Genomic DNA, 13812 nt, shown 5'->3' with positions numbered 1-13812 from the left:
CGGGGATGCATCAGCTGTTCCCAATTTGAAAGAAACGATACTTTGTTCGAGGAGTCCATGCGTACGAATCCCGACAATCCCAATAACGGTGCCGACTATCCACCGTATGGGAGTTGACCAGGGGCATTCCGGCCGGATCGATGGCGGTTACGATGGTGTTGTGTTGCCACCGCCCGTTACCGTCCCAGTCATAACAAATAACATCTCCCAGATTCAACTCTCCAGGCGATCCCACTGGCCGAGCTTGGGCATTCCCACCGCCGGCCAGATAATTGTGAAAGCTGTGTGCCACTGTCCAACTGTAACTCCAATTATCCCGGCTGCCTTTATACCACCAGCCTCGATCCCGCCGCATCGTAAACTCCATCGGAATACCGCCGGCATGCAAGCACTGGGAGATATAATTAGTGCAATCATCCGCAAATTTGGCGTATCGCGGATTGTGGCCGTTCCACCAGGTTTCGGCATACTGCACGGCACGCATCCGGTCATACCCCGATCGGGAAGATACATGCTCTTCCGGCGGGTGATAGTAGGACCAGGTTTTGCCCGCATCACTAGCACGTTCCCGGTTTTGTTCACAATGGGAAATCTCCCACCCGTTCGCCCCTTCCTCCAACTGCAAACGATACCCATTTACTTCTTCCTGCTCCAAGAAATGACCGGCAACCGTGGACAGATACCGATGATGAACAAGCACCTCCATCTTTATCTGTTCCACTGCCGCTTCCTCTTCCCGGATCACCTGGATCCGCGTTTCTCCTTTTAAGGGTTTCAACTCACGCTCATCCTGCTGCTCCCGGATCCTTCGCCAGCGCTCCCGTTCCGCCTGAACCCAATCTGCCTGTTCATCTTTGACCCAGCAAAAAATCCGGTCGGTGTTTCCTTCCACCCACAGCTGATTCAGCCCGCGAAACCAAGCGGTCACCGGTTGTCTCCAAACACGATTCCTCATTGGCACCGACCCCTTTACCCTTAAAACGTCTCTGTCATCATCTTATGAGGAAAGGGATGACGGGTATGATTAGGAACTTGAGCAGGATGTGAAAAGGCCGCTCTGATGATAAAAAAAAGACGGAGCGATGACTCCGTCAGCTTGAAGTGGTTCTGTACGGTGAAAAATAGAAATCAGAGCAAAGAACTGCGCGGGTAAAGAGATTATGCTCTTTCTTCGCGAGGGAGGGATCCTTCCAATTGAAGCAGGTACTCTTTGATCTTTAGTCCCCCTCCGTAACCAACCAGCGAACCGTTGGAACCGATCACCCGATGGCAGGGAACAATGATGGAAACGGGGTTTTTATTGTTAGCTCCACCCACGGCACGCACCGCTTTGGGAGCCCCCATCTCCAGGGCGATCTCCTTGTAAGCACGCACCTCTCCATACGGGATTTCCTGTAACTTATGCCATACCAGCTTTTGAAAAGAGGTGCCGTGCAAGTCAACAGGGATGTGAAATTCCCGCCGATTTCCTTCAAAATACTCCTGCAACTGGTGAATAACAGGGGCTAGCTCCACATCGTTCCGCTCGAGCCGTACGGTTCCCAACCATTCTTTTAGCCACACCTTGAGAGACATCAGTGAGGATTCACCGTTGCCAAACTCAAGTCGGCACAACCCTATGGAACTCCATGCCAAAGTCAAGGGACCGACAGGACTGTCCATCTCACTCCAAGCCACGACACGAGAACCCGAAGCCATAAAACGTGCCTCCTCCATCTCTGCTTGCTTCCTCAACCCAGCCCTCTGCGATTGTGGGATCGCTGATCTTCTTTCAACAACATCAGACCCTCATCCACTTCCCGGAGTACATCTGGATCGTTTTCTGTATCCCTGGCTTGCCGCAAGGCATCTTCGGCCTCCGGCCCGCCGATCTTGCCCAAAGCCCATGCAGCCGTTCCTCGGATGACCGGCCGGGGATCTTCCTGCAACAGCTGAATCAACAAAGGCACTGACGTATGGTCGCGAAAATGCCCCAATGCAAGAATGGCGTTACGTTGAATCGGCTTTTTTCCTCTCCACGAACCGGCCATATTGCCGAATCGTTTTCGGAATTCCCGGTTGCTCATGGTGAGCAAAGGTTGAAGCAACGGTTTCACTTTTTCAGGATCTGGCCGGAACTCTTCCTGGTGGGTAAAGTTGATCTTGCGGTTTTTGGGGCAAACGAGCTGGCAGGTGTCAAAGCCATATAGATGGTTGCCGATGATGTCGCGGTATTCCGGAGAAAGAAACCCTTTGGTCTGGGTCTGGTAAGCCAAACAAGCCTGGGCATTCAGCTGCCCCGGCGCTACCAGGGCACCGGTGGGGCAAGCGTCGATGCAAAGGGTGCAATCCCCACACCCCTCGGTCACCGGTGTATCCGGCGGAATATACACATCGGTAATCATCTCCCCAAGATACACCCATGAACCGAACTCTTCCGTAATCAACGCGGTATTTTTCCCAATCCAGCCAATCCCGGCCCGTTCCGCCACGGCCCTGTCCGATAAAGCACCGGTATCCACCATGATTTCACAAGCAGCCTCCGGGACCATCTCCAACAACCGTTTTTTCAGCCCTTCCAATCTGCGGCGCAACACGCGATGATAATCTTCTCCCCAAGATGCCCGGCAAAACACCCCCCTATATTTACCCGGTTCCGATCGAGGCGGATCAGACATCTTGGAAGGATAGGCCAAGGCGATGGCGATGATGGTTTTGGCTTCCGGCAGTGTTTTTCGCGGATCCGTCCGTTTCTCGATGTCCAGCTCTTCAAATCCGGATTCATAGCCCAGTTCCCGATGACGAAGAAGCCGCTCCCGCAGTTCCTCAAAGGGATCAGCAGAAGCAAACCCGATTTTATCGATGTTTAAATCTTTGGCTGCTTGAATCAGCTCACGCTTTATTGCTTCCGGCTGCCATTTCATCTCCATCACCTCCTCCCGTTTCCATTATCATAACATGAACCTAGCCCGTCCGCCCTGAATCGACACCGGATCATAATGTTATTTTATCTGGGGGGCAAAGTCCACATGCTTAAAACTTTGGCTTGGGTTACATTCTTAACCAAAAGAAACGTTTTGCGGCGTCGTTTTACACTGGAGCTCGATGGTAAATACCGGGTTGCTCGTGATGCGGATGAAACCGACTAACTTCTCGGTACCGCAGCACGGGCCAGTTCATCACAGCGATTGTTCAACTCGACATCACTGTGCCCTTTGACCTTTACAAACTCGACTTCATGTTTGCGGGTTTGCTCCAGCAATGCTTGCCACAGATCCTTGTTTTCCACCGGTTCTTTTTTACTGTTGATCCAACCGTTTTTTTCCCATTTGCGGTACCATCCCTGCCTAAAACAATTGAATAGGTATGCACTGTCGGTGTGCAGCTTGACCCGGCAAGGCTCTTTCAAGCGTTGCAACGCCTCCAGGGCCGCCTGCAATTCCATGCGGTTGTTGGTCGTCTCCTTTTCTCCGCCCGAGATCTCCTTCCGGTGCCCTCCATACAGCAACACCGCCGCCCAACCGCCGGGGCCAGGATTTCCCGAACAAGCCCCGTCCGTGTAAATAATCACTTCTTTCATCGGTTTCCTCCTCATTTTACCCGCAAGGTGCGAAGACGATTAACCGCAGCTGCCACTTCCAGTTTGCGCGGCAGTGCCAGATCCCCGGGATGCTGTCCCCGGAATGGTGAAATCACATCCAGTCCCTCTTTCTCCATCCGCTGATACAGATCATCCACCAATTCCTTCAACGTTGCTCTGCCATCCGCTTCCTTGCCCAGCTTGCGCATCATCTCTGCAATCGCCCGGGTTTGGCTGACATCCACCAGCTGTTCCAACCCGGACAGATCCACCAGCGTACGGCCAAACAAAATGGAGTGAAGGCCTTTGGCATCTACTTTTTCTTTTCTCCCTTTCCGGGGGTCAAATCCTTTTCCCAACACAACACGGTGCGTCACTTCGCCGAAGCGATCGCCGCCTTCGCGAACACGTTTGTTGGACTGGTCCCTGGCGATGGATTGGGCTTCCTCCGTTACATCATGGGGGAGATACTCATCCATCATAATCACCGTATCGGCCACGTCAAAATAGTCCCCTGAACCGCCCAAGACCAGGATGCTGGACACCCCTTTTTCCTCGTACAGTTGCCGTACTTTGTCAATAAACGGGGTGATCGGCTCTTTCCCCTTTGCCACCAGCTGTTGCATCCGTCCATCCCGAATCATGAAGTTGGTGGCACTGGTATCTTCATCAATCAGCAAACAGGAAGCTCCCATCTCCAGGCTCTCCATAATGTTGGTGGCCTGGGATGTACTGCCGCTGGCATCCTCTGTGGAAAAGCGAACCGTATCCCGGCCGAAGGGAAGGTTGTTGATAAAGGGAGAGATATTCACCTTTTCCACCCGTCGTCCGTCTTCGGCACGCACCTTGACCGCCTGCCGGTCGGTAATGACGTACTCCCGGCCGTCTCCTTCCACATGATCATAGACACCGCGCTCCAAAGCTTTCAGGAGTGTGCTTTTGCCGTGATATCCTCCGCCTACGATCAGCGTAATCCCGTCTTTGATCACCATGCCTTTGATCGGATCCCCGTGAGGAACTTCAACGGCGACTTCCATGGAAGCCGGCGCTTGAAAAGGAATCACCCGCCCCGTGTTCAAGGGGCGATCGCTTACCCCGCTTTCCCGGGGCAAGACAGACCCGTTGGCAACAAAGGCGATCCAACCGTTTTCGCTGAGGAAGCGGCGAATCGCCAGCTGATTGTCCACCAGGCGCATGCGCTTATCCACTTGATCCGGTTGAAGTGCGTGAGCGGGCAACGTCTGTTTCACCATCTCGGGCAAAAGGCGGCACAATATTTCTTCCGCTTTGCGGCCCAGCACCGTCCGTCCCCGTGCCGGCAAACCAACCGTGATCCGCACCTCCACATAATCTTCGTTGACCACGCAAGATGTACGGGGAAGAATCTCCTGCCCGGGCTTGTCTACCGCGATCAATCCGCTTTTTCCCGTTCCCTTCACCTGATGGGAATACGAAGCCGTTTTTTGAGCCCACAAACGGGTAATCCAATCTTCCAAAGCAACTCGTCGATGGGTTTCCTGAAACCATTCTCGAAGGTAACGGGCTTTTTCCTGAGACATCCGCACCCGAATCCGGGAAGGGGCAGCAAAAGGATCCCCTTGGACATAATCGATAAACAGCCGGAAATCGGGGAAGCGGTATTCCCCCTGGATGTCTTTGTATGCTTTATATCCTCGACCGTCAATGCGGTGCAGAATCTGCTGCAGTTGTTTCAAACCCGATTCCTCCTTGGGAAAGCAAAATATTGGAACGAAGGATGCTATAGTACATAGTACCCCAACTCATTTACCCGAAGACAGGGTCTTTGACACTTATGGTACAAATGGAACGAGGTATTTTGCAAATGACTGCCCGGCTCACTTGGATTCTCAACTGTCAGCCCTGTTGGTCGATTACGGGACGCCGAGGGAGCATTCGGCAGCCCATATGTAGATGATCCATCGTGTCCAGAAAAACCGATGGTGTATGCGGGTGATCTACATGGCCAACACTTCCCGATAGGCATCACGGATCGCCTGAAAGTCCTGCCATGCTTCTCGTTTGCTGTCGGGGTTACGTAACAAATAAGCCGGGTGAAACGTCGGCATCATGCGGACTCCTTTTCGCTCAAACCATTGTCCCCGCACACGGGTGATTCTCGCCTTCGGGTCGATCATCGCCCGGGTCGGTGCAGAGCCCAGTGTTACGATCAGCTTGGGGCGGATCACCCGATACTGTTCCCTCAGGATCGTGATGCATGTGCCCATCTCTTCCGGCGTCGGCGTTCGATTACCCGGCGGACGACACTTGACGATGTTGGTAATATAGATGTCTTCCCGTGGAATCCCCGCCGCTGCCAGCATTTTGTTCAGCAATTGCCCGGCTTTTCCTACAAAGGGACGTCCTTGCCGATCTTCATCTGCGCCCGGCCCTTCCCCGACAAACATCAGCGGAGAGGCCGGATTGCCTTCCCCAAACACGATATGCGTCCGCTTCGCATGCAGGGGACAGCGGGTGCATCCGGCATAGGTTTTCTCTATCGTGAGCAAGTCCACGATCTCTTCCTCCTCAACCCCATAAAAATCAGGATGATTGCATACATAGATGTATGGTTTATTATCGCATAGGTCTTTGTGCCCATCGACAACCAGAAGTTCTCTCAAATATGTTATAATGGACGGAACGTTTGACGAAAGGTCCATTGCATTTTTACTTGCCATTCACGCTGGCTTTATATTGAAGAGATAAGGTTGGTTTTGAACGGGAAAAAGGAGATGATTCCATGTCCCATTTGCCATATCGTCTCTTGGTCTCCGACATCGATGGAACCTTGGTGACCGCCATGAAGGAGATCCCGGAAATAAACCGGGAACACATCAACCGCTTTCGGAAGGCAGGAGGCTGGTTCACTTTGGCAACCGGCCGCAGTTACCGGGAAGCCCAGCGGTTTATTCAGCAGCTCCGGGTCGATCTGCCGGTGATTTTGTGTAACGGAGCGCTGATTTTTGAACCGGATAGTCAGCAAGTAACTCCAGTGGCTCATTTGGAGCGGGATGTCGTGCTGTCCGCGCTGCAGGAAATCCAACGGACCGCCCCCTCTGTAGACACCTTTGTCTACACAGCCAACACGGTGTATGCGACCCGCATCGGTCCCTTGGCCCAAGCCGGCTTGGACAGCGCTGAGTTTCACTTGGAAATGATCAGCTCCTTCAGCCAACTCCCCCCTGTACCTTTGATCAAACTGGTTGCCGTGGCTGATGAAACGGCGATGAAGGAGTTGCACCAATGGGGCAATACCACCACTTACCCAGTCGAGTTCGTGCAATCCTCCGCGCACTACTTTGAAGTGATGCCAAAAAATGTATCCAAAGGAGCTGCTTTGCAAACATTAGCCGAGCGATTGGATCTGGAATTGGAACAAACCGCGGCTATCGGCGATCATCTGAATGACTTGCGAATGATTCAGCAAGCCGGGATCTCCGCCGCCGTGGCCAACGCTCACCCTCAATTGATGCAGGCCGCCGATGTGATTACGGTCAGCAACGAAGAAGGTGCCGTCGGTCATTTTATCCAGGAGCATTTGCTGCATATCCCATCCCGATCCGCACACACTTCTTGATAAACAAAAAAACAATAAATGAGGCTACTCACAAAGCACATTTTTGAAAAAGAAGACTCTTCTACCAAGTAGTGACCTGACCGACGTACTCAGTGACAAAGCGTTAAGGAAACGGAAGGCGAGCCATAGCAAAGCGACTAAGAAATGAAGCATGCCCAGTGGATGCTTGTTGCCGTGGGTACACAAGCTCTTCCTTTGGCTCACGCCTCAGTCATCGCTTCGGACCGGACAGAAAAAAGCGCCATCCTCATATATCGTTGAGGAATGGCGTTTTTTCACATTTGGCGGCATTTTCTTTTCCCCGTTGGTTTGTCGCATGGACGGCATTATGGAGCAAACGGGAAAATTCCCCCTCGTCCAGTACCTCCAGTCCGGCAGCAGTGACTCCTCCGGGAGTCGCCACCTGCTGGGACCGAGGGGATAAAGTTTTTTCCAGTGATTGGACATCATATCCGGCAGCAATGGTAATAACGAATGGATCCCGGATGATTGGCTTCATTTTAGCCAACATTTTCATTATGGATCTCCGACGGTAATCCCTCGACAGGGATCATTTTTCAGATTTTCGTCCAACAACACAATAAAATTCTATAGGTTTATCATTATAACTCTCAACAAAGGTGTCTTGGAATCCAACTTCTTCTATCTATAAAATACGAACAAACATGATTCTTCCACTTATTAATTTATCTCACTTTACATATTGACAGCAATTACCTTTTTGTTACCTCCATAAAAATAAAAGCCCCTGATTTCGCCGGCTGCGAATCGGCGCTTAACTGCGGGAAGGATTGTGACCTTCACCCCCTGCTTCGGTGCTTTCATTAAGTTACTGTGTATGAATTATCTTTGTATGAATATGAAATAAATGAAGAACTCGTACAAGGTTTATGTCTAATTAATTGCTCCGTGCAATAGAATTCGAGGATGTGGAATATTGTAGTGTAATTTATAAAGATACCTACTTTTTAAAAAGAGATCCCGCTAACAAACAAAATTTTGTATTAGTAGATTTTGTTGAGAGTTTCCTTCATAGAAGAACTCGGAGTCAAACCTTTGCCATTCCCAATACTCGCCCCCCTGTGCGATGACAAAATGATTCTGTCCGTCATGAAAAAAGCGGCAGATCTCATAGACGCCTTCCGACAGCTCTTCATGATGGTGCTCCAAAATCTCCTCAAATGAAAAAATGGGATAGCCCCCGCCAACAGCATTTTGAGGATTTCCTAGCTAAGAACCACGTTGATGGAAAAATCCCAATGGGAGCGTAGCCTCCGAGTTCCTTTAATTGTCGTTAGAGTGCAGATTGATGGCCTAAGTAAATAATTCCCTTATCTAAAATCGTTAAAGATGTGATTCAGTAAGCCATTGTAACTACATATTGAATAGTTATCATACTATCCACTCTCCCTATGCACTTATAACCACCTACATGAATATGTTAAGCAGGATCAAACCGGGAAAGAGGTGAATGAATTGTCCACTTATTTGCAATATCCGGCTTATACAAATCAATTTGGTGGATTTGGTGGACCCTTTGGCGGTTTTGGGCTACGTGATAACCAACAAAGTTATTCTTGACAAATCGATGGTACAATACAAATACCCATTAAAACGGTCAACAAAAAATACATCTCCTGTCTTCAGGAATTGGATTTTTTATTCTTTCGGCTCAGCTTGGGGTACGACAACGATTAGTTTATTTTGACGCCCCCTTATGTTTGCGAGTTAAAACTAAAAATCGAGGATATCATGCGAGTTCGGTTAAAAAAACGCATTCATGCTTTTCTTAACCGAAAACATGTTCGGTTCAATGCCCCTGTGGCATCTGATTTCATGAATCGTTGCCGTACCCCTATCCAACACTGCCTGGGTTGTGCCCAAATCTGCCTGCTTTCCAGCCAGTTCATGGCCCATGGAAGCGCCTATCCCCAGGCATTGTACCAGCTGTGTGCTGATCTTTGTGAAGCTTGTGCGTTACATCGAAGATCTTTAAATTTCGCCGGGTTGAATTAACTCATTCGGATTGCTCTTGGAGATTGGTTTTGGTCGACTGATACGAGCGATGGAGAAACGAAACGCGTAACACAAAAAATCACCGGCTTCTTAATACGAGCCGGTGATTTTTTAAATGACGCCGGTGTCAGCCCCAGGGACACATATGTCCTTGATATGGTCCTACAAAGGAAAAAACTTATCCCCCCAGCTTAGGAGACCCCATCCTCGCCGCCTTCTATAACATTAATAGAGGATGGGATCATCTACGCCAAGATAACCTTGATAGACATAGGACTGATAAGGAGAGAAATATGGGTTTACAGATATAGTTCCAGGATATAAATATGGCCATGGATTGGAAGGTGCTGGTTGACTCATGCCATAAGGTGTTGAAGGTGTATATGCCATAGGTCCTGTACATTGCATATACCAAGGTCTTGTTTTATACGTCCGACATACTGGCTCACATTCATAAACATAACCTGGATTTTCTCCAGATGTACATTCCGCCATACATTGGTCATAGGTATAAGGGACAGGGGTACAATACTGACGACGATCACCTGATACTTTTTGCGGTCTAAAATTTCCTTTCCCACAATCACCTGAGCAGGACATCCAGGACCCACCTCTCTTTATGCCAACATCTTTTTCCCAGTTATATGCCCTTAGCATTTCGATGGTGACGATTGGTGACCTAGCTGAGTGAATGTTAGGTACCCAGATGTCATTTTGAACCGAATACGATAGCAGGGATTTGCTCTAAGCAGAAGGAAAGAGATATGATATCCTTCTGATAGAAGAAGTAAGGGAGAGGGTACCAGTGGGACAAGAGAAAGAACCAATTACTGCTACAGAGTTCGCCCGCCGAGCCGCTACCTGCCGTCAGCTGAAAACCCGGGCTTTTAGCGTACAAGCATTGACCTGCCTCTACAATTAACCATTCATGGTGACTTGCTTCGCCCTGCCTGGATCGATCCTGATAATAGGTCGTCCGACGCCCCTACTTTCACTTATACAATAAGCCAAGCCCAGCGGAATCGCCGGGCTTGTTACTCACTGCCTCATTCCTTTTTCGCTTCGGATTTATAGCCATGGGCTTACTGTAACCATTCCTTCGTTGATCGTACGCTTGCACTCTGCTTTCCTTAATCTTTTGTTTTCACCTTATCCACGTTCTTTTTAGTGACGGTTTGTGCCTTTAAAATTACCTCTTTTTGCAGCTTCTTCCCCGCAGCGAGATTTTTGGCGGCATTTACTGCGTCCTTGCCCAGGAAAAACGGGGGATTCGCCACCGTGGCGTGGGCTTTTCCGGATTTGATCAACTCTTTCATCGGATCGATATCGTCGGTCCCCACCACTTTCACTTTGCCTGCCATGCCGGCATCTTCCAAGGCCTTTACCGCTCCGATCGCCATTTCGTCATTGGCTGCATAAACCCCGTCAATCTTTTTATGGGCCTGGAGAATGTTCTCCATCACATTCAAGGCTTCACCCCGGTCAAAGTTGGCCGTCTGGCTCGATACCACTTTGATCCCCGGATGTTCCTTCATCACGTCCGTAAAACCTTTATGACGATCCTGCGCCACATCCGTTCCCATGATCCCGGTCAACTCCACAACGTTTCCCTTGCCTTTCAGTTCTTTGGCCAGCCAGTCGCCGGCCATCCGTCCCGCATCCACGGCATCATAACCGACGTGGGCCGCCACTTTTCCACCGTTGGCTTTCCGGTCGATGGTCAGCACCGGTATATTGGCCGCATTGGCGGATTCCACAGCTGGGACAATCGCATCGGAATCCGCCGGATCGATGATGATGACATCCGGTTTTTGCTGGATCATGCTTTCAATGTTGTTCAACTGAGTCCCCACGTTGTTTTGCGCATCCGTGATGATCAGTTTGGCACCGATCTCTTTGGCCCGGGCCTGGGCCCCTTCTTTTACCGCCACGAAGAAAGGGTTATTCAAGGTGTTCATCGCCAAACCAATAGTCAACTTTCCGTCCGCATCGGATGCGCTTTTGGAACAACCCAACATCGGAGCGGCCATCAAACTCACCATCAATAACGCGACCATCAGTGTCTTGCCTGCTTTTTTCATTATTCATCCCCCATTCTAAATCGATCAATATCCCCCGACATGAAATGTGATGAATCCATCATGCACCCTTGACCGTTTCTCCGCCAGCCGCTTTTTCCTGTGCAACGGGCGGGTGTTTTCTGCGCGCCCGAAGGAGCGAAGTGAATTTGTTGTCGGCGTAGACGGCCAGGATAATCACAATGCCCTTCACCACTCCCTGGTAGTAGGGATTCACATCCATCAAGTTCAAAATGTTATCGAGAATGCCCATGATAAATGCACCGATCAACGTACCAACAACACCGCCTTGCCCGCCAGCCAGGCTTGTCCCGCCCAAAATGACCGCCGCAATCGCATCCAACTCCAGACCCGTCCCCGCCGTCGGTTGCGCCGAGCTCAGCCGCGCTGTATAAATCAGGGAGGCCAGGGCTGCAAAGAGACCACTCAAGACAAAGGCCGCCATGATAATGCGATCGGTATTGATACCCGTCAGACGGCTCGCTGTTTCATTGCCGCCGACGGAATAGATGTATCGTCCAAAGCGGGTGTGCTTTAACATGAGATAGAGGACGGCGAAGATCACAAACATCACAATGACGGGAATCGGGATCCCGGCTATGTAACCGCCGCCGATTTCCCGGAAGGAAGCATCCCGTATCACTTCCGGGTTCCCGTTGGTAAACACCAGAGTAATGGCCCGGGCAATCGCCATCGTTGCCAATGTGACGATAAAGGACGGCATGCCACCCTTGGTGGTCAGGAACCCGTTCACCAGGCCGAACAAGGCACCCACTCCCAGAGAAGCGGCAATCGCTGCGACCACATTCCCCGTCGATCCTAGTACTCCCGCTACCACCACACCGCAAAGGGCCAACACGGAGCCAACGGACAAATCGATCCCCGCCACCAAAATCACCAATGTCATTCCCGCTGCCACAATCGCTGTCACCGAAACCTGTCGTGCGACGATTAACAGGTTGTCCGGCGTTAGAAACGCTTCGTTTAAAAAGGATGCGATTCCCACGATGAGAATCAGTACAAACAATGTCCGATATTTATTAAGCCACGCCACTCTGATCACCGCCTGTCGCACAATGCATGATTTTCTCCTGTGTTGCCTCTTTCCGATCAAACTCTCCCGTAATACGCCCTTCATGCATCACCAGGATCCGATGACTCATGCCCATCAATTCCGGCAGTTCCGAAGAAAGAAGCAGGATCGTCACCCCTTGCTCCGCCAACTCTTTCATCAATTGATAGATTTCCGCTTTGGCTCCCACATCCACCCCGCGCGTCGGTTCGTGAAGGATGAGCACCTGAGGACGGGTTTCCAACCACTTGCCCAGCACCACTTTCTGCTGGTTGCCGCCGCTCAAGAATTGTACCGGCAATTCGGAACTGGCCGCCTTGATCTTCAGCCGTTCCATATTGCGCGAAACCACTTCTTTTTGCTTGCTTTGATTGATCCACCCGAAATGGATGACCGGATCGAGATTGGCCAGGGTCAGATTCTCTTCAATCGACATGGACAAAACCAGTCCTTCTCCCTTTCGGTCATCGGATACCATGGCGATCCCTTGTCGGATGGCATGTTTCGGGCTTTTGGGCATCATCTTTGTCCCGTTAAGAAGGATGTCGCCCCCCTCGACGGGGATCACACCGAACAGCGCTTTCGCCAATTCCGAGCGCCCCGCCCCCATGAGTCCGGCAATGCCGAGGATCTCTCCTTTATGAACACGGAAGGAAACTTGATGCAATCTGCCCCCGGCGAACAAATTCCGGACTTCCATCTGCACTTGATCCGACGGTTCCGCAAGCACCGGATAATAATCCGTCAATTCCCGCCCCACCATCAGCGCGACCACTTGATCCTTGTTGGCGGCATCGGTTCGGAGTCGATCGACAAAGGTGCCGTCTCGTAAAATCATGATGTGATCCGAAATGTGAAAGATCTCTTCCAGCCGATGGGAAATATAGATGATGCCCGTGCCAGCTTCTTTCAGCTCTTGGATGATGGCAAACAGGTTGTGCGTTTCTTCGTCATTCAGCGCCGCGGTGGGTTCATCCATGATGATCACCTTCGGCTGAAAGGACAAGGATTTTGCAATCTCCACCAACTGTTGCTCGGCAACGTTCAACGAACCGACCAAACGCTTCGGATGAACGGAGAGCCCCACTTTTTTCAACAACGCACGGGTTTCCTCCATCATCTTTTTCCAATCAATCAATAATCTCCCGGGCTTCATCGGTTCCCGGCCCAAAAAAATATTCTCTGCCACACTGAGATGAGGAATCAGATTGAACTCCTGATGGATGATCGAAATCCCCAGAGCTTGCGCATGTTGAGTATTTTTGATGGTGACCGGCTTTCCATCGACCCGGATCTCCCCATGATCCGGTTGGTGAACACCGGCGATCACTTTCATCAAGGTGGACTTGCCGGCACCGTTTTCACCCAGCACGGCCAACACTTCTCCCGCACGGACGTGTAAGTCGACACCCGCCAGCGCCTGAACACCCAAAAAGGATTTCTGGATCCCTCTAAGATCCAACAAGGCAACGCTCATTCTTACCCGCTC

13 protein-coding genes are annotated in these 13812 nt (G+C 50.8%); 2 read left to right on the top strand and 11 right to left on the bottom strand.

Annotation, left to right across the window (positions count from 1 at the left end; translation table 11 throughout):
• Positions 1 to 10: 10 nt before the first annotated feature.
• The 6 genes from IEW70_RS15040 to IEW70_RS15015 all read right to left on the bottom strand — a co-directional run bounded on the left by IEW70_RS15040 (position 11) and on the right by IEW70_RS15015 (position 6093).
• Positions 11 to 955, bottom strand: coding sequence for an amidase domain-containing protein (locus tag IEW70_RS15040; RefSeq protein ID WP_188648735.1), 945 nt, complete (start codon positions 953 to 955; stop codon positions 11 to 13).
• Positions 956 to 1158: 203 nt separating this feature from the next.
• Positions 1159 to 1698 carry a methylated-DNA--[protein]-cysteine S-methyltransferase gene (locus IEW70_RS15035; protein ID WP_188648734.1) on the bottom strand — a complete coding sequence of 180 codons (540 nt, stop codon included), beginning with the start codon at positions 1696 to 1698 and terminating at the stop codon, positions 1159 to 1161.
• A gap of 32 nt (positions 1699 to 1730) precedes the next feature.
• A complete protein-coding gene (queG, locus tag IEW70_RS15030; RefSeq protein WP_188648733.1) occupies positions 1731 to 2903 on the bottom strand; it encodes a tRNA epoxyqueuosine(34) reductase QueG in 1173 nt (390 codons plus the stop codon).
• 221 nt (positions 2904 to 3124) lie between these two features.
• Positions 3125 to 3559, bottom strand: coding sequence for a ribonuclease HI (gene rnhA, locus IEW70_RS15025; RefSeq protein ID WP_188648732.1), 435 nt, complete (start codon positions 3557 to 3559; stop codon positions 3125 to 3127).
• An 11-nt stretch (positions 3560 to 3570) separates the two neighbouring features.
• On the bottom strand, positions 3571 to 5274 hold the full coding sequence (locus tag IEW70_RS15020) for an ABC-ATPase domain-containing protein (protein WP_188648731.1): 1704 nt from the start codon (positions 5272 to 5274) through the stop codon (positions 3571 to 3573).
• Between the two features lie 261 nt (positions 5275 to 5535).
• A complete protein-coding gene (locus IEW70_RS15015) occupies positions 5536 to 6093 on the bottom strand; it encodes a uracil-DNA glycosylase (protein ID WP_229752024.1) in 558 nt (185 codons plus the stop codon).
• Between the two features lie 227 nt (positions 6094 to 6320).
• Between IEW70_RS15015 and IEW70_RS15010 the strand changes: the two genes are divergently transcribed.
• Positions 6321 to 7157: a Cof-type HAD-IIB family hydrolase gene (locus IEW70_RS15010; protein ID WP_188648730.1), complete on the top strand. Its 837-nt coding sequence runs from the start codon at positions 6321 to 6323 to the stop codon at positions 7155 to 7157.
• Between the two features lie 247 nt (positions 7158 to 7404).
• On the opposite strand, the gene IEW70_RS15005 is transcribed toward IEW70_RS15010, so the two are convergent.
• Positions 7405 to 7674 (bottom strand): pyrroline-5-carboxylate reductase dimerization domain-containing protein, encoded by a 270-nt coding sequence (locus tag IEW70_RS15005; RefSeq protein WP_188648729.1) that lies wholly within the window; start codon positions 7672 to 7674, stop codon positions 7405 to 7407.
• Between the two features lie 1235 nt (positions 7675 to 8909).
• Between IEW70_RS15005 and IEW70_RS18720 the strand changes: the two genes are divergently transcribed.
• Positions 8910 to 9173: a four-helix bundle copper-binding protein gene (locus IEW70_RS18720; RefSeq protein ID WP_505712055.1), complete on the top strand. Its 264-nt coding sequence runs from the start codon at positions 8910 to 8912 to the stop codon at positions 9171 to 9173.
• 225 nt (positions 9174 to 9398) lie between these two features.
• On the opposite strand, the gene IEW70_RS15000 is transcribed toward IEW70_RS18720, so the two are convergent.
• The 4 genes from IEW70_RS15000 to IEW70_RS14985 all read right to left on the bottom strand — a co-directional run bounded on the left by IEW70_RS15000 (position 9399) and on the right by IEW70_RS14985 (position 13800).
• Positions 9399 to 9773 carry a hypothetical protein gene (locus IEW70_RS15000; protein ID WP_188648728.1) on the bottom strand — a complete coding sequence of 125 codons (375 nt, stop codon included), beginning with the start codon at positions 9771 to 9773 and terminating at the stop codon, positions 9399 to 9401.
• A 530-nt stretch (positions 9774 to 10303) separates the two neighbouring features.
• On the bottom strand, positions 10304 to 11254 hold the full coding sequence (locus IEW70_RS14995) for a sugar ABC transporter substrate-binding protein (RefSeq protein ID WP_188648727.1): 951 nt from the start codon (positions 11252 to 11254) through the stop codon (positions 10304 to 10306).
• Positions 11255 to 11312: 58 nt separating this feature from the next.
• Entirely contained in the window at positions 11313 to 12305 is a 993-nt protein-coding gene (locus IEW70_RS14990) for an ABC transporter permease subunit (RefSeq protein WP_229752023.1), read from the bottom strand.
• Positions 12292 to 13800 carry a sugar ABC transporter ATP-binding protein gene (locus tag IEW70_RS14985; protein ID WP_188648725.1) on the bottom strand — a complete coding sequence of 503 codons (1509 nt, stop codon included), beginning with the start codon at positions 13798 to 13800 and terminating at the stop codon, positions 12292 to 12294. The genes IEW70_RS14990 and IEW70_RS14985 overlap by 14 nt, the downstream gene beginning before the upstream one ends.
• Positions 13801 to 13812: the final 12 nt, after the last annotated feature.

The organism is Marinithermofilum abyssi, from assembly GCF_014641195.1.
GTDB lineage: Bacteria > Bacillota > Bacilli > Thermoactinomycetales > DSM-45169 > Marinithermofilum > Marinithermofilum abyssi.
The sequence above is the reverse complement of the archived record's forward strand: the minus strand, read 5'-3'. Positions and strand labels throughout refer to the sequence as shown.

Bases quoted from the DNA above. Each gene is read 5' to 3' on its own strand.
- IEW70_RS15040 (WP_188648735.1), bottom strand. From the start codon at position 955: ATGAGGAATCGTGTTTGGAGACAACCGGTGACCGCTTGGTTTCGCGGG.
- IEW70_RS15035 (WP_188648734.1), bottom strand. From the start codon at position 1,698: ATGGCTTCGGGTTCTCGTGTCGTGGCTTGGAGTGAGATGGACAGTCCT.
- queG (WP_188648733.1), bottom strand. From the start codon at position 2,903: ATGAAATGGCAGCCGGAAGCAATAAAGCGTGAGCTGATTCAAGCAGCC.
- rnhA (WP_188648732.1), bottom strand. From the start codon at position 3,559: ATGAAAGAAGTGATTATTTACACGGACGGGGCTTGTTCGGGAAATCCT.
- IEW70_RS15010 (WP_188648730.1), top strand. From the start codon at position 6,321: ATGTCCCATTTGCCATATCGTCTCTTGGTCTCCGACATCGATGGAACC.
- IEW70_RS15005 (WP_188648729.1), bottom strand. From the start codon at position 7,674: ATGAAAATGTTGGCTAAAATGAAGCCAATCATCCGGGATCCATTCGTT.
- IEW70_RS18720 (WP_505712055.1), top strand. From the start codon at position 8,910: ATGCGAGTTCGGTTAAAAAAACGCATTCATGCTTTTCTTAACCGAAAA.
- IEW70_RS15000 (WP_188648728.1), bottom strand. From the start codon at position 9,773: ATGTCCTGCTCAGGTGATTGTGGGAAAGGAAATTTTAGACCGCAAAAA.
- IEW70_RS14995 (WP_188648727.1), bottom strand. From the start codon at position 11,254: ATGAAAAAAGCAGGCAAGACACTGATGGTCGCGTTATTGATGGTGAGT.
- IEW70_RS14985 (WP_188648725.1), bottom strand. From the start codon at position 13,800: ATGAGCGTTGCCTTGTTGGATCTTAGAGGGATCCAGAAATCCTTTTTG.